We start from the raw sequence: 15,252 nt of genomic DNA on the forward strand, positions 1-15,252 counted from the left end.
AGATGCTTATTTCTCCTATTCTTTCCACGCGTAATATCTCTAAGAGGTTTGGCGGTGTTACAGCTCTCAGCAACGTGAGCATCCGCGTAGGGCCGAAAAATCTGTCCCTGATTATTGGCCCGAATGGCAGCGGGAAGTCCACCCTGATAAACGTAATAGGTGGATTACTGCAGCCGGATGATGGCCGCGTGTACTTCAACGGGAAAGATATCACGAGGCTGTCACCCCACGAGAGGTTCCGTCTGGGCCTTGCTAGGACGTTCCAAACACCGCAACTATTCACAAGCCTAAGCGTCTTGGAAAACGTTCTCGTACCGATGAGAGAGTACTACGAGGAGCGAGTGCTAGAGATACTGTTAAGCGACAGCTGGAGGCTTAGGGAGAAGAAATACGTGGGCAGAGCGTTTCAGGTGCTGAAGCTTCTAAACCTGGATCACCTATGGGATGCTCCAGCATCCGACCTAAGCGGTGGTCAGATGAAGCTCCTTGAGCTCGCGCGGGTGCTCATGAGCGACCCCCAGCTCATAATCTTAGACGAACCCCTTGCGGGAGTGAACCCCTCGTTGGCTAACGAGATTATGAGTTACCTCAGAACGTTGCGTGACGAGCTCGGGGTTACATTCCTTGTCGTGGAGCACAGGCTAGACATAGCTCTTAAATTCGTAGACTATGTCTATGCGATGCACCAGGGTCAAGTAATAGCCGAAGGCTCTCCCGACACAGTCATCAAGAACCCCGCGGTTATCGAAGCCTACCTAGGTGGGTGAGATTGAGCCTGCTGGACGTCGAGGATCTAGCGGTTGGATATGGAAAAATGGAGATTGTGAGCGGGGTTTCCTTCAGTGTTCACAAAAAGGAGATTTTCGTAATTGTGGGTCCTAATGGGAGCGGTAAAAGCACGCTTCTCAAAGGTCTTTTCGGCCTAGCGAGGGTGTTTAAAGGGCGAGTGTTGCTGAGCGGCGCCGAAATCACCAGTTTGCCACCTCACAAGCGCTCCACCATGGGCCTCGCGTACCTTCCGCAGCTCGGAAACACATTCGAGAGCTTATCCGTTTACGAGAACCTTGTCCTGGCGGCTCACAACCTTCCTCGCGAGGAGTTCGAGAAGCGCCTCGAGAACGTTCTAGAGATGCTTCCGGCTCTGCGAGGCCTCCTTAAACGGAAAGCAAAAACGCTCAGCGGGGGTGAGCGCCAGATGCTGGCGTTAGCTATGAACCTCCTCAGAAATCCGCATGCCTTGATGATGGATGAACCAACGGCCGCTCTCTCACCAAAGCTGGCGGCTCAGGTTTTCAATCAGATACAAGCTCTTAGAAACGAGCACGGTCTCACGATTGTGCTTGTAGAGCAAAATGCCTTGAAGGCGCTGGAGATCGGCGACAGAGCTCTCCTGCTGGTCTCAGGCCAGCCTAGGTTCTACGGTGCAGCGTCGGAGTTGTTGGAAAACAGAGAGTTGGGGAAACTCTACTTGGGGCTGTAGGCGTCTTTTGGTGGTTGAATGTGCAGGTGCTCCTAGAGGTTTTTATTAACGGGTTGGTATACAGCAACCTACTTGCCCTCCTGTCCATCGGGCTTGCTCTAGCTCTTTTAACTTCTAAGGTCTCGAACTTCGCTCAGGGGGACTTTGCGATTATAGGTATTTACTCGGCTTACACCGCCAGCGTTTTGACCCAACTCTCCCCCTATGTTCACATCCCACTTGCCTTCGCGGCAGGCGCCTCCGTGGCCGCCGCCATCTACTTTCTAGTGTTCGACAAGCTGAGGGGTCGATCAACTCTCGTCACCCTGATGATAGTTTCGATGGCTATCGACATGATTCTAAGAGCATCAATGCAGCTTTACGCGGATTTCCTCCAGCTCACGTTACGGGTGTACTCTAGGGGGTTTATATTCAAGGACGTAACACTTGACTTTGCGGGCTTTTCTCTCGCCGGGGTACTGGTCCTATCAACTCTAACCACAATGCTCCTCTTGCTGACCCTGTATACCCTTCTCTTTAAGACAAGGATAGGAATAGCGATGAGAGCTGCAATCGAAAATCCTCAGCTCGCGGAAACTCTTGGAATAAATGTTAGGAGGGTGTTCGCGCTGGGTTGGGCGCTCTCAGGCGGATTGGGAGCTGTGGCAGGAGTGTTTTTACCGTTCCGAATACCCGTTAACCCTGACACTGGTTTTACGCTACTTCTTTCGATATTCGCATCTGCTACAGTTGGTGGCTTGACAAGCCTTACTGGGAGTGTTGTCGGTGCATACATTATAGGCTTTTCCGAGACTTTGTTCACGTATGCCCTGTCAAGCCTGGGGTTGAGCACGGCCTACCGCCCTGCCGTCTCCTTCATAGCCATAATAGTGACTTTACTGCTCGCTCCCAGCGGAGTTGCCTCGTTGTGGAGTAGAAAGAGGTGACATCTGTGGACCTGCTCATGTTTCTAATGGATCTCGGCGTCCTGTACTCCGTCTATGCCATACTCGCAATCTCCGTCGAAATAGAGTACGGAGAACTAGGAATACCTAACTTTGCCAAGTCTGCTATGTATGCCGTTGGCGCCTTCTCCGTCGGTGCGCTAGCCACGCGCATCGGTGTATGGCTCATTGGGGCCACGTGGGAAGGAGACTTCAAGAGTACAAGCTGGATTTACGCGACCATGGTGTCTGAGAAGATAGCTTTGAATCCAATGTTAGGCATCATAGTATTCGTAGTACCTCTCCTTGTAGCGATACCTGTAGCCGCCTTATTGGGTCTCATAGCATCATATCCCGCCTTACGCCTTCGCGAGGATTACCTTGGTATAACTCTCATAGCGTTCAGCGAGCTCGTCAGAGTCTTTGCGAGAAACTATGAACCGCTCGTGGGCGGCACATTTGGAGCTGGGATTCCGAACTTTCTGGCATTTCTCCCTGTTCAGCTTAGAAGCATTACACTGCTTTTAATAGCCGTGACGTTCTTAGCTGTAATTTGGCTGTCTTACTACAAACTGACGACATCTCCCTTTGGGAGAGTCCTGCGCGCGATAAGGGATAATGAAGTCGCAGCCCAGAGCCTTGGCAGGAACATAGTTAAGATCCGAGCCACAGTATTAATGCTCGGGTCCATGCTGGCCGCGATTGCAGGTGTGCTCTATGCATTCTATGTCGGCTCCGTCAACCCGGATGACTTCACAATAATGAAGACTTTCATTGTCATCCTCATGGTCGTAATTGGGGGCAGGGGAAACCCATTCGGTCCACTCGTAGGTGCAGGCGTGTACATCGCGCTCGACAGAGCGATAACTTTCGCTAAGCAACAGGTACTGTTACCGTTTGACGTGAACTACTTCTCGTACATCATCTTCGGAACGTTGCTTATACTCGTTGTGATGTGGCGCCCCGGAGGGTTGGTTCCAGAAAAACCTCCTCTCACCGTTCGGAAGGAGTAGCAGTTTGTTTTTCGACGATTGTTGAAAAAACATAATTGAGAAGTTAAAGTAATTATCCGGCTTTGCTTATAAAAATCTTTAAGTTACTTAACGATTGCATGGCTGGTGAAGCTAAGTGTCAAAAGGCTTAGAGTACCTGCTACGTCCCCGCTCCGTTGCCGTCATCGGTGCATCCCGAAATCCCGAAAAAATAGGCTATCAGGTTGTAAGGAACCTACTGGAGGGGGGTTTCCCCAAGGAGCGGATCTACCCAATCAACCCCCACGCGGACGAGATACTTGGTTTGAAATGCTACCCATCCATACTTGATGTTCCATACGATGTGGATCTGGCAGTAGTGGTTGTCCCCGCTCCTGCGGTTCCCTCTGTGCTAGAGGAGGCGGGGAAAAAAGGCGTTAAGGCAGTAGCAGTGATAACTAGCGGCTTCAAGGAGATAGGTAACTACGAGCTCGAAAGCAAGCTTGTTGAGATAGCGAAAAGATACGGGATGCGCCTCCTGGGCCCGAACATCGTTGGGATATGCGATACCGTCAAGAAGGTAAATGCCAGCTTTTGCCAGGGGTTGCCCAACCCCGGCGAAGTGGCGTTCATAACTCAGAGCGGCGCGCTAGGAATAGCACTTGTCGGATGGACCAAGCTTAAGGGCATAGGGCTCTCTGACTTGGTGAGCCTCGGCAACAAAGCAGATGTTGACGAGGTCGACCTTCTCGAGTTTTTCGAGGAGGATAACAGTACGCGCGTCATAACCGCTTACCTTGAAGGCATAAGTAACGGACCGCGCTTCATGGAGGTAGCTAGGCGTGTTGCGCGGAAAAAGCCGATCATAGTTCTCAAGGCTGGAAGAGGGGCGAGAACCGCTGGGGCGATAAAATCGCACACAGGGTCTCTTGCGGGTAGCTTCGCCGCTTACGAAGCTGCCTTCAAGCAAAGCGGTGTTATTCTCGCTGACAGCTTTATCGATCTCTTCGACTGGGCTGTAGCTCTCGCGAAAAGCCAGCTACCCTCAGGTGAAAACACAGTAATTCTCACGAACGGCGGCGGCGCCGGGATAATGGCCACAGATGCCGCTGAAAAATGGGGCATAAGGCTCATGGATATACCCAGTGACCTCGCCGAGAAGCTCAGGAAACACATGCCCCCCTTCGGGAGTGTGTTCAACCCCGTGGATCTAACGGGAATGGCTGACGCTGAGCAGTACATGGGAGCTATGAAGGATCTCCTTCTCGACCCCCGCGTTGACGCGATTGCAGTTCTCTACTGCCATACAGCTATAACAAACCCCTCAGAAATAGCTCAAGCCATAATTAGGGCGATAAGGGAAACGGGAGTAAGTAAGACAGTCGTGGCCTCATTTATAGGTGGTGAAGAGGTCAGTCAGGCCTGTAGCCAGCTGACCGAGAGCGGTGTACCGTGCTACGAGTCACCTGAGAAGGCTATGGCAGCGCTCGGAGTGCTTTATAAGTATGTTCGCATACGCGAGCGCCTAGAGAGGAGGACTTTCGTATCGGTGGACGCTGATCCCGACAAAGCCCGCGAGCTTGTTCGGAGGGTGATAAAGGAAGGAAGGTATGTTTTAACTCCCGCTGAAGCCGCAAGACTTGTGTCTTACTATGGCATTCCTGTTCTCCAGAAAACGCTCGTGAGCTCCTCCGACGAGGCGCTCAGGGTAGCGCGTGAGATAGGGTATCCCGTCGTCCTAGAAGTGGAATCACCCGATATACTTCATAAGAGCGATGTAGGTGGCATAGTAGTCGGCGTTGACTCGGATGAGGCTGTAATAGAAGCCTACAACAGAATAATGGACAGTGTTTCGAGGAAGGCGCCGAACGCTAGAGTAATCGGAATTATCGTAAGAAAGATGGCTGAGAAAGGCAAGGAGGTCGTCATCGGCGTGCACAGGGACCCGGTATTTGGGCCCTTGGTTATGGTTGGGAGTGGTGGCGTGCTTGTAGAGTTGCTAAAGGATGTAAGCTTCAGAGTCGCGCCTCTAGCCCTCGAGGACGCGGTCGAGATGCTGGAAGAGACGAAGATTTACCAAGTGCTCAAAGGCTACAGGGGGGAGCAGCCTTCAGACATAGAGAGCGTTGTGAACGCTCTGATAAGGCTTTCTAGGCTCGCGCTGGATATCCCGGAAATAGAAGACATAGACATTAACCCATTCTTCGTGTATGAGAAAGGTAAAGGAGCCCTTGCTGTGGACGTTAAAGTCACGTTGAGAAAAATCGACTAACCTACTCGCCTAGCACTTCGATTATTACTCTCCTATTTGTTCTCGGGCCGTCCATCTCAACGAAGAACACGTCCTGCCAGGTCCCTCTGATGACCTTCCCATTGATAACAGGGAGAGTGAGGCTAGCCCCTATTATAGAGGAGGCTACGTGGGCGTGCGCGTTATCGTCGATCCTATTATGTAGCCAGTTTTTACCAGGTGGGAACAACTGTGAAATGTGATCAAGAATGTCTCTAATAAGTCCTTTTTCGTTTTCATTTGCTACTATCGCGCCTGTGGCATGCGGAGCGAAAATTAAGCAAATCCCGTTGATTATGCCACTTTCAGACACGGCCTTCTCGACTTCATCTGTTATGTTAACTAATTCGAACTTTTCCCTTGTTGAGAATGTGAGAGTTTTAACAACAACTTTCATACTATCCTCTACAACGATTTCGTTACTTTAAGGTTTGCCACGAGGCCTCCTTTAAACACATATGGCAACCCGATGGGTCTACTCCGGCAGTACGCGGGTGTAAGGTGCGTCGCGGCCTAGCACCATTTCCTCAAAGTATGCTAAGCCTCCTATAGCCACTCTTATACCGCTCCTGGCAGCCGCGAAAGCGCAACTGAGCTTGTGCTGTAGCCCTCCCGTGACGTCGATTCCGCTCTCAGAGATTTGGGATAAGGGGTCGCCGGGGCGTATCTCTCTGAGCAGTTTTGCGCCTGGCCTGCTGGGAGGGCGGTCGTAAACCCCACCGGACCCCATCAGGTAGACTAGTACATCAGCTTTTAGGGCTTGGGCTAGGTGTGAGGCTATGTCGTCACCTGATAGGATAGCTACAGCGCGTGAGACATCGACTACCGCGTCGCCGTAGAGGACGGGGACAAGCATCCTCTCGAGGAACAGGCCAATGACGTCTGCGTCGAACCTGTACAGGTGTCCGTCTCTCGTCTGGGAAACTGCTGAGGTCTGAACAGACACTGCTGGAACGCCCTTGCTTAAAAGCTTCTCAATGATCTTCAGGTTAAGGTAGCTCATCCAGTACCTCGTCTCGGCAAAACCGTATGCCTTAACTCTAGAGAAGCTTCCATTTGTCAGTGAATACTTTGCCGCAACAGGGTGTCCGAAAGAACCTCCACCGTGGACGACCACCAGCTTCACGCCTTCTTCGTAAAGTTGTAAGACCTTGTCGGCGAACAAGTCGATGTTGCTCTCGCGTAGAGTGAAGGGTCTTGTTTTCTCAGTAATCACTGAACCCCCGAGCTTAACAACGGCGAGCAAAGAGCGCCACCGCGGAGTCAGAACTCGCGTCTTTCAATGAATATTGCCAGGCTCTCGAGCATTCGCCTATACGGACTATCTGGAAGCTTTTCGAGCGCCTTCAAAGCTGCATCTACGTAGCTCTTCCTTAAACTATCAGCCCTACGATAAGCGTTGGTCTTTTTAATTTCGTTTATAGCCGCGGACACCTCTTCCCAGGATACCTCGTTTTTTCTTAGGACTCGGCTCAGAACGCTATCCTCCCCGAGCTCATCGAGTGCCAGTAGCACGACGATGTTCCCAAGCTTGTGTTCCTTGATGTCGCCGCCGACCTTTTTACCGGTCTTTCCCTCCTCCCCGAATATGTCTATAATATCGTCGCTGATTTGGAAAGCTATGCCAACGTTTTTACCGTAGCTTCGCAAAGCGGTTAGAGCCTCGTCGTCGACGCCCTCAACGGATAGGCCTCCGAAGAAACAGGACGCCTCGATGAGCGCACCTGTTTTCTTCTCAACCATTTCAAGATACTCCTCTAATTTCAGCTTGCGGTAGCGCTTACTGAGAACATACGGCTCATCTTCTCTTCCAGCTTGCTCGAAAAGTATGTCCAAGCGCTCCCCGTCTGTGAGCAGTTTTATGACTCGCGCCATTTCCTCGTGGAAAGCCTCCGGATCCCTGGTATCATTAAGCGCCTCTGAAATGCTTTCCCTATAGTGAACTGCAACGAGTATAGCGGTGCTAAGGCCGTACTTCTTCCACACCGTCGGCATACCTCTTCTAACCTCGCTGTGGTCGATAATGTCGTCGAGGATCAGCGAGTAATTATGTGCGAGCTCAACACCGGCTGCTGCAGGGTACGCCTCCTCAGCGTTACCTCCGACGGCTAGAGCTGAAAGCAGCGTGAGGGCTGGGCGGACTCTCTTGCCACCCATTTTAATCGGATACAGCACAGCTTCCGCGAAGTCAGGGTGAGCATTACTCAGAAGGTACTTCTCCATGACCGGGTCAACTCGCTTACCATACTCAACCAGCAAATCGAGGGGGTTCACCGTTGCCGCTCCTTCCACGCTTCAGAACAAACAGAGATGAGATATATCGATTGTGGCACACCCTCAGTGCTGCGTTTAAGAAGTGGCTAAGTAAGCCTGAACTTTCACGCTCCACGAAACCTAAGCAAACATTTAAAGTATCATTGTCGGCTAAACCGTGGAGTCGCTATGGACGTATTCTTGCTCGGACATTTAGTCGTGGACGTGCTGGTGGTTCGAGGGAACGTTAGGCGGAGTCTCGGGGGCACTGTGACCTACGGTGCCATAGCCGCCCTCAGGCACAGAGCGAAGCCTTACATTATATCTAAGATAGGCCTGGATTTTCCTGACGAGTACCTGCTTTTCCTCGCAAGAAGCGGCGTCGACACAACGTACATCTCAGTGTCGAAGGATCTTCCTACCACGAAGTTCAAGCTCGTCTACGAAGACTCTGAGAGAACACTGTACCTGCTCTCGAGGTGTGAAGATATTCTCTCAAGCGATGTGCCATTAGAGAAAATTAGGGGGTCTATAGCAGTCATAGGGGCTCTCGTAGGGGAAGTTGCACCAAGTGTGGTTCAGGAGATCTCCGAGCGAGCGTCACTTGTGGTAAGCGACCTTCAGGGCTACTTGAGGCGGGTCGGTCCCGACAGGAGAGTTTACCTATCCTCCTCGAGGGAGGCGTTACTCGTAATATCGCTCTCGAACATTGTTCATGCGGAAGTCAGTGAAGCAAAGGCTCTCTTCGGAGATGCCCCACCCCAACAACTTGCGAGGAAAATTGTTGATGAAGGCGCTGCAATAGCATTGGTCACAATGGGTGCTGACGGCGGTTATGTCGCGACCAAGGAGAAGGTGTTCTTCGTGCCTCCAGCCGAGACAAATCGCGTTGTAGACAGGACTGGAGCGGGAGACGTTTTCACCACAGTTTTTGCAATTGAGTACCAACGCTCCGGGGACATTAAGGAAGCGGCGAGCTACGCGGCCGCCGCGGTGTCGTACCTAATCGAAAAGCCGGGCGTAGACGGTCTCAGGAACAGGTGGGAGCTTTCGCGGAGGGCGGAGAAGGTACTCGAGAGTATTAAGGAAATTTAGCTTTTACTGATAAAAGCTTTATTTATCTATTAGAGCACTAGTACGTGATGAAGCCGCTGTTGGACGAGGTTAGTTCGAGGATAAAGGAAGCACGAGAGGTGCTGGGTCCAGTAATTCACCGAACACCTCTTCTTCCTAGTAGGACTCTGAGCGACGTCACTAAGGCAGAGGTCTTCCTGAAGCTCGAGAATCTTCAAAAGACAGGCGCTTTCAAGGTGAGAGGGGCCTACTACAAGATAAGCAAGTTAAAGAGGGCTGAAGGCGTCACGCGAGTAGTGGCCGCCAGCTCGGGAAACCATGCGCAAGGCGTCGCGTACTCAGCGTCGTTACTGGGGGTGGACGCGACGATATTCATGCCTCGCTACACACCTTTCTACAAAGTTAACGCTACTCGAAGTTACGGCGCCCAGGTTATCCTGTACGGGGAGACGTATGACGACGCTTACAAGAAGGCTGTAGAATTCGCAGAAGAGCAGAAAGCGCCCCTGATACACCCCTTCGACGACCTGGACATAATAGCTGGACAGGGAACTATAGGCGTCGAGATTTTCGAAGATGCGCCGAACGTGGATGTTGTTTTGGTTCCTGTGGGAGGTGGGGGGCTTATCTCGGGTATAGCTGTGGCCCTGAAGAAACTCAACGATCGAATAAAGGTTATTGGTGTGCAGCCTTCCGGGGCGCCAGCGATGTACCTCTCCTTTAAGCAGAGGAAACTCGTCGAGACACCTAATGTTTGGAGCATTGCGGACGGGGTTATTGTAAAGAGGCCCGGAGAAACCACCCTGAGGATAATGGAAGAGACCGTGGATGATGTTGTTCTGGTGGACGATAAGGACATAGCTAGAGCTGTTTTCATCCTTCTTGAGCGCGCGAAAACCGTTGCCGAACCGGCTGGGGCTCTTTCTGTAGCCGCGCTGCTCTCTGGGGCTGTAGAGGCTAGGGGGAAGCGTGTGGTTGCCGTGGTCTCAGGGGGCAACATTGATCCGTCGATGCTATCAAGGATAATTAACCAGGTGCTTTTCATAGAAGGTAGGCAGGTCAGGATTAGAGGCATGCTTCCTGACAGGCCAGGCCAGTTAAAGAAAGTAGTTGACGTCATCGCGGAGCTTGGACTTAATATCGTGTCCATCGACCATGAACGCGTAAATCCTCTGGTTATACCGGGAATGGCGCAGGTAACGCTCGGCTTGGAAGTCCCCTCGAAGGAGTCCGTGAACCTGCTTTTAGTAAAACTAAAAGAGCTCGGCTTGAACTTTGAAGAGGTGGCCTGAATGACAAAACGAATACTCTTCACTCCTAATGCTCCGAAACCCATCGGGCCTTACAGTCAAGCTGTCGAAGCGGCAGGGTTTGTTTTTGTCTCAGGGCAGATACCCATAGACCCGCAGACGGGCAACATCGTCGAAGGGGGGATAAAGGAACAAACGAAGCGCGTCCTGGAAAACATAAAGGCTATACTCGAAGAATCGGGGCTCACAATGGAGGATGTCGTCTATGCTACTGTTTTCCTCAAGGACATCAGACTCTTCAACGAATTTAACGAGGTGTACGCCCAGTACTTCCACAGAGAGCCTCCAGCGAGAGTGACGGTTCAAGTTGCGGATTTGCCTAGAGGAGCCCTAGTGGAGATATCGGTGATAGCCTTTAAGAAATCTTGATGTAAGGATTTTTCCCTGGTTATGAGTAAAATTCTTTCCTATGATAGTCGTGCCCAGTTTCCTCGTTTATCCAAGGATGCGGAAAAGTTAATATTCCGTCTTTGGCAGAAAGAGTAGGAGCGGGGGTGCCCGAGCTAGGTCAAAGGGGGCGGACTCAGGCTCCGCTGGCGTCGGCCTGCCCGGGTTCGAATCCCGGCCCCCGCACTTCCTAGTTATCCCACCATCGTTCTCAGTTTTCTTCGTTATCGCATTTTCAGCCTATATTTTCTCTGCCTCTTGTCCGTTGAAGAAAAATGTTTATAGACTAGCCCCCTCTACGAGAAGAGGGTAAACATGGTTAGGGTATTCCACGTCGAAGAGAGAGTTAAGATTCCCGAGAACGTGAAGGTGCAGCTAGAGGGCAAGAAGGTAAGCGTTGAGGGTCCTCTCGGTAAGGTTGAGCGCGACTTCAGCTTTGCGAAGAAGATAGAACTGTCCATTGAGAATGGCTTCATTAAGGTTGAGGCTTACCTGGCAAACAAGCGTGAATACTCGCTCGTAAAAACCATAGCGTCTCACATAAACAACATGATAATAGGAGTAACTAAGGGTTTCCGGTATAAGATGAAGGTAGTCTATGCTCACTTCCCAATGACGCTTAAGGTCGACAAAGACAAAGTGATAATCGAAAACTTCCTGGGTGAGAGAGGCAAGAGGTACGCTGAAATCCTGCCTGGAGTTAAAGTGAAGGTGGAGAAAGAGGACGTCATCATTGAGGGTGTGGACAAGGAGGCTGTCGCCCAAACTGCGGCCAATATACACCATGCGACGCAGCTAACTGGAGATAGGAGACCCAGCCCGCACGGGCGTGAGGGCACAGGCCCCGGTGTGCTCGACGGCATATATCTCTACGCCGTTGAGCATCTGAAGTCATAAAAATAAGGAATAGTTCATGGAACTCCACATCGGAGTGGATGACACAGACTCACCGGAGGGTTTTTGCACAACCTATCTGGGTTATGAGCTAGTGGTTGAGTTCCAGAGGAGAGGCTACAGGTTTCTGGATTTCCCGTATCTGGTGCGTTTAAACCCTAACGTACCTTTCAAAACGAGAGGAAATGCTGCGATATCTATCCACCTCGACGTGCCTGAAGATAAAGTTCCAGAAATTGTAGATACTGTCGAAGAGTTTGTTTTGAGACACTCGGAGCATCACGGTAAAACTTCGCCCGGCTTTGCCCTGTTGAAAGGAGGGGTCACTGACACCCTACGAGAACTCTACCGGGCCGCGTTGACAAGCCTAGTCCCACGTAGCTACGTCGAGGGACTTGTTGCTAGCGGGATGCTAGACGTCATGGTTTTTCGGCGTGGGAAGGCTAGGGGCATTGTAGGGGCCCTAGCAGCCATAGGCGCCTACCCCCTGAGGGACTACACCTACGAACTATTGGTGTATAGGGACCCGAGCTTCAGAGGGCCAAAGGCCGTTCTAGATGAAGGGGTTATTATAGAGATAGATAGGAAATTCAGACCTACAGTTTTCGCTACGTACGATTACTCCGAGCGCAGGCCCCTCGTAACACCCCGAGGTCCTGACCCTGTTCTAATGGGGTTTAGGTCTCTGAGTGCCGAGACCCTGCTTGAAGTGCTAGAGAAATACCTCAAAGGACGTATCAAGAGCCTTGGTGCCGTAGGGTTTATCCTGTACAAGAGTAACCAGGCAACAAACGCTCACCTTGTGTTCAAGAAGCGGGTGGCGGAGATTAGGCCCTACGACTCAGTAATTCTCGAAGCGACTGTGAAAGGCAGGCCTTTAGTTCTCGAGGGAGGGCACGTCAAGGTTGAAGTATGCGATGGTAGTGGTTGCATCGACTCGATGTTCTATAAGGAGACTGGGAGGCTCAACAGGGTTGCGAGGTTGCTCAGAGAGGGTGATGTTGTGGAAGTCGGAGGAGGAGTTATCCCTAGAAGGGTTTTAACGTTAAACGCGGAGTTTCTACGCGTGCTCTCAGTCAAACCAATTGAGCGTGTTTTGAACCCGTTATGCCCCGTATGTGGTTCACGCCTAGAATCCGCCGGGAGGAATAAAGGGTACAGATGCCGCAAGTGCGGATTCCGCGGCAACTTTCTTGCCAAAAACCGGGAGGAGCTGCCAAGGATACTGGAGCCTGGCCTATACGTTCAGAGCGCTAGAGCTTACAGGCATCTGTCCCGACCGTTAGAGGTATACGGTATAGAGAGAAGTTTTACGGCGGTTCTCCCCCCGCTAGCTGGCCCCCTCTAGTCACGCTCACTCACACTTACATTACTTCTAGGAGAGTGCTCTACGCGGCCCTCCTGCAGTCAGAAAAATCTTATATGCGTAACTTGTGTTGCTAGAGCGGCACAGGTGTGGAGAGATGGTTCGCTACAAACAGGTCTCAGATATCATCAAGATAATGAGGAACGTTGAGCAAGTGAGGAATATAGGTACCCTAGCGCATGTTGATCACGGCAAAACGACGACTTCTGACTCACTGCTCATGGGTGCTGGAATCCTGAGCCCCAAGGTGGCTGGCCAAGCGTTGGCTCTGGACTACGTCGAGATCGAGCAACTTAGACAAATGACAGTGAAAGCTGCTAACGTGTCGCTTTACCACGAATGGCAGGGTAAGCCTTATGTAATCAACCTCGTAGATACTCCCGGGCACGTAGACTTCACCGGACACGTTACTAGGAGCCTTCGAATGATGGATGGAGGCATAGTAGTTGTAGATGCTGTCGAAGGCATTATGACACAGACCGAGACCGTCGTGAGGCAGGCTTTACAGGAGTACGTTAGGCCGTTGCTATACATAAACAAAGTAGACAGGCTTATAAAGGAGCTAAGGTTAGAGCCAAGGGAAATCCAGCAGCGGTTTGTAGAGATCGTTAAGGAGTTTAACGGTCTGATAGAGCTTTACGCAGACAAAGAGTTCAGGGATAAATGGAAGGTCGATTTCGCAAAGGGCCAGGTCGCATTCGGTAGCGCTTTGCACAAGTGGGGGCTCACAGTACCCCTAGCTGCAGAGAAGGGGGTAAAGTTCGACTACATAATCGACGCATACATGCACGACAACAAAGAGCAGCTTGCACAGGAGTTCCCGCTCTACGTGGCTCTGCTCGACATGGTCGTAGAGCATATACCCAATCCGAGGGAAGCCCAGAGGTACAGGGTACCCAAGCTCTGGCGTGGCGATTTGAATAGTGAAATAGGAAAGGCAATGCTGGAGTGCGACCCCGATGGTCCGACGGTCGTTGCGGTGAGCAAGATAACCATAGACCCGCATGCCGGGCACGTTGCTACCGGCAGAGTTTTTAGCGGTACTGTGACAGAGGGGCAAGAAGTTTACCTTGTAAATGCTAAGGATACCGCTAGAGTCCTGCAGGTAGGTCTATACATGGGGCCGTATCGAGAGAAAACCGACCAGATCTCGGCCGGAAACATAGTTGCTATGCTTGGGCTGGAGAAAGCCAGGGCCGGCGAAACCGTCGTAGACACAAGGTTCAAGGAAGCTATGGTGCCCTTCGAGCACCTGGCCTATGTCGCTGAGCCTGTGGTAACGATTGCTCTAGAACCGAAGAAGAGCAGCGATCTGCCTAAACTGGTTGATATTCTTCGAAAGCTCGCTATTGAGGATCCAACTCTAAAAGTGTATATCAACCAAGAAACGGGCGAGTACCTCCTAAGCGGAGTTGGCACACTGCACCTCGAGATAACGCTTTGGGAGCTCAAGCAGAGAACAGGCATCGACATCGTGACCTCGCCGCCTATAGTACGGTACAGAGAGACTATCCGCGAAAAAGGCCAGGTGTTCGAGGGTAAATCCCCCAACAAGCACAATAAGCTATACTTCTATGCCGAACCCCTCAACGAGGAGACGATAAAGCTCCTTCAAGAGGGTAAGGTCTACCCAGACCAGGATTGGCGTGAAAGAGCGTCTATTCTAAGGGAGTACGCTGGCTGGGATACTGATGAAGCTAGAAATATCTGGGACATCGACGAGAACTTCAACATAATCGTAAACAAGACAACGGGCATACAGTACCTCAGAGAGGTGCGGGACACAATAATTCAGGGCTTCAGATGGACTATGGAGGCTGGTCCACTGGCACAAGAGCCCGTAAGAGGCGTAAAGGTGGTCTTGGTTGACGCTGTTCTTCACGAGGACCCAGCGCATAGAGGTCCCGCGCAGATAATGCCAGCCACGAAGAACAGCATAATGGCGACTTTGCTATCGGCCAAACCCACTCTTCTAGAGCCCATACTGAAAGTGGATGTCAAAGTGCCGACAACTCACGTAAGCGGGGTTCTAAATGTCCTAAACAGACATAGAGGTAAGATAATAGGAATGGAAGAGAAAGGGATGATCATGCGCGTCCTCGCAGAGCTTCCTGTGGCTGAAAGCTTCAACATAGCCGATGAGTTACGCGAAGCAACGCAAGGTAGGGCTTTCTTCGCTTATGAATTCTACCGCTGGGCCCCTGTCCCCGCATCGCAACTAGAAGAGATCGCTCTTGCTATAAGGGAACGCAAGGGGTTGCCAAAGCGGCTCCCGAGAATTGAAGACTTTATCGGACCTTAGCT

General features: G+C 51.4%; 14 protein-coding genes and 1 tRNA gene. 12 read left to right on the top strand and 3 right to left on the bottom strand.

Annotated elements, in window-relative coordinates; all coding sequences use genetic code 11:
* The first annotated feature begins 2 nt into the window (after positions 1-2).
* From MOV14_RS05925 to acs, 5 genes are all read left to right on the top strand, one after another.
* Positions 3-767, top strand: coding sequence for an ABC transporter ATP-binding protein (locus MOV14_RS05925; protein WP_318536414.1), 765 nt, complete (start codon positions 3-5; stop codon positions 765-767).
* On the top strand, positions 764-1,480 hold the full coding sequence (locus MOV14_RS05930) for a branched-chain amino acid ABC transporter ATP-binding protein (RefSeq protein ID WP_442786677.1): 717 nt from the start codon (positions 764-766) through the stop codon (positions 1,478-1,480). The genes MOV14_RS05925 and MOV14_RS05930 overlap by 4 nt, the downstream gene beginning before the upstream one ends.
* A 20-nt stretch (positions 1,481-1,500) precedes the next feature.
* Positions 1,501-2,406 (top strand): branched-chain amino acid ABC transporter permease, encoded by a 906-nt coding sequence (locus MOV14_RS05935; protein WP_318536416.1) that lies wholly within the window; start codon positions 1,501-1,503, stop codon positions 2,404-2,406.
* A gap of 17 nt (positions 2,407-2,423) precedes the next feature.
* Positions 2,424-3,416, top strand: coding sequence for a branched-chain amino acid ABC transporter permease (locus MOV14_RS05940; RefSeq protein ID WP_318536417.1), 993 nt, complete (start codon positions 2,424-2,426; stop codon positions 3,414-3,416).
* 115 nt (positions 3,417-3,531) lie between these two features.
* Positions 3,532-5,646 (top strand): acetate--CoA ligase alpha subunit, encoded by a 2,115-nt coding sequence (gene acs, locus MOV14_RS05945; protein ID WP_318536418.1) that lies wholly within the window; start codon positions 3,532-3,534, stop codon positions 5,644-5,646.
* A 1-nt stretch (position 5,647) separates the two neighbouring features.
* On the opposite strand, the gene MOV14_RS05950 is transcribed toward acs, so the two are convergent.
* The 3 genes from MOV14_RS05950 to MOV14_RS05960 all read right to left on the bottom strand — a co-directional run bounded on the left by MOV14_RS05950 (position 5,648) and on the right by MOV14_RS05960 (position 7,956).
* The gene (locus MOV14_RS05950) at positions 5,648-6,061 is read right to left on the bottom strand and encodes a secondary thiamine-phosphate synthase enzyme YjbQ (protein WP_318536419.1); all 414 of its coding nucleotides are present in this window, start codon (positions 6,059-6,061) and stop codon (positions 5,648-5,650) included.
* A gap of 78 nt (positions 6,062-6,139) precedes the next feature.
* Complete coding sequence (locus MOV14_RS05955) at positions 6,140-6,910, bottom strand: isopentenyl phosphate kinase (protein ID WP_318536420.1); 771 nt, start codon at positions 6,908-6,910, stop codon at positions 6,140-6,142.
* A 17-nt stretch (positions 6,911-6,927) separates the two neighbouring features.
* The gene (locus MOV14_RS05960) at positions 6,928-7,956 is read right to left on the bottom strand and encodes a polyprenyl synthetase family protein (RefSeq protein WP_318536421.1); all 1,029 of its coding nucleotides are present in this window, start codon (positions 7,954-7,956) and stop codon (positions 6,928-6,930) included.
* A 150-nt stretch (positions 7,957-8,106) separates the two neighbouring features.
* Here MOV14_RS05960 and MOV14_RS05965 point away from each other — a divergent pair, with 150 nt between their 5' ends.
* From MOV14_RS05965 to MOV14_RS05995, 7 genes are all read left to right on the top strand, one after another.
* Positions 8,107-9,012, top strand: coding sequence for a PfkB family carbohydrate kinase (locus MOV14_RS05965; RefSeq protein ID WP_318536422.1), 906 nt, complete (start codon positions 8,107-8,109; stop codon positions 9,010-9,012).
* Between the two features lie 47 nt (positions 9,013-9,059).
* Positions 9,060-10,283, top strand: coding sequence for a threonine ammonia-lyase (gene ilvA / locus MOV14_RS05970; RefSeq protein ID WP_318536423.1), 1,224 nt, complete (start codon positions 9,060-9,062; stop codon positions 10,281-10,283).
* Complete coding sequence (locus MOV14_RS05975) at positions 10,284-10,670, top strand: RidA family protein (RefSeq protein ID WP_318536424.1); 387 nt, start codon at positions 10,284-10,286, stop codon at positions 10,668-10,670.
* A gap of 119 nt (positions 10,671-10,789) precedes the next feature.
* Positions 10,790-10,874, top strand: a tRNA-Leu gene (locus tag MOV14_RS05980).
* 129 nt (positions 10,875-11,003) lie between these two features.
* Positions 11,004-11,585 (top strand): 50S ribosomal protein L6, encoded by a 582-nt coding sequence (locus tag MOV14_RS05985; protein ID WP_318536425.1) that lies wholly within the window; start codon positions 11,004-11,006, stop codon positions 11,583-11,585.
* A 16-nt stretch (positions 11,586-11,601) separates the two neighbouring features.
* Positions 11,602-12,930, top strand: a complete 1,329-nt coding sequence (locus MOV14_RS05990) for a TiaS agmantine-binding domain-containing protein (protein ID WP_442786678.1) — start codon at positions 11,602-11,604, stop codon at positions 12,928-12,930.
* Between the two features lie 115 nt (positions 12,931-13,045).
* Positions 13,046-15,250 (top strand): elongation factor EF-2, encoded by a 2,205-nt coding sequence (locus MOV14_RS05995; RefSeq protein WP_318536427.1) that lies wholly within the window; start codon positions 13,046-13,048, stop codon positions 15,248-15,250.
* Positions 15,251-15,252: the final 2 nt, after the last annotated feature.

Source organism: Infirmifilum sp. NZ (assembly GCF_022693705.1).
Classification (GTDB): Archaea; Thermoproteota; Thermoprotei; order Thermofilales; family Thermofilaceae; genus Thermofilum.

What these genes read in the sequence shown, in the direction of transcription:
- MOV14_RS05965 (WP_318536422.1), top strand. Translation starts at nt 8,107, where the DNA reads ATGGACGTATTCTTGCTCGGACATTTAGTCGTGGACGTGCTGGTGGTT.
- MOV14_RS05940 (WP_318536417.1), top strand. Translation starts at nt 2,424, where the DNA reads ATGTTTCTAATGGATCTCGGCGTCCTGTACTCCGTCTATGCCATACTC.
- MOV14_RS05985 (WP_318536425.1), top strand. Translation starts at nt 11,004, where the DNA reads ATGGTTAGGGTATTCCACGTCGAAGAGAGAGTTAAGATTCCCGAGAAC.
- MOV14_RS05995 (WP_318536427.1), top strand. Translation starts at nt 13,046, where the DNA reads ATGGTTCGCTACAAACAGGTCTCAGATATCATCAAGATAATGAGGAAC.
- MOV14_RS05950 (WP_318536419.1), bottom strand. Translation starts at nt 6,061, where the DNA reads ATGAAAGTTGTTGTTAAAACTCTCACATTCTCAACAAGGGAAAAGTTC.
- MOV14_RS05975 (WP_318536424.1), top strand. Translation starts at nt 10,284, where the DNA reads ATGACAAAACGAATACTCTTCACTCCTAATGCTCCGAAACCCATCGGG.
- MOV14_RS05990 (WP_442786678.1), top strand. Translation starts at nt 11,602, where the DNA reads ATGGAACTCCACATCGGAGTGGATGACACAGACTCACCGGAGGGTTTT.
- MOV14_RS05925 (WP_318536414.1), top strand. Translation starts at nt 3, where the DNA reads ATGCTTATTTCTCCTATTCTTTCCACGCGTAATATCTCTAAGAGGTTT.
- ilvA (WP_318536423.1), top strand. Translation starts at nt 9,060, where the DNA reads ATGAAGCCGCTGTTGGACGAGGTTAGTTCGAGGATAAAGGAAGCACGA.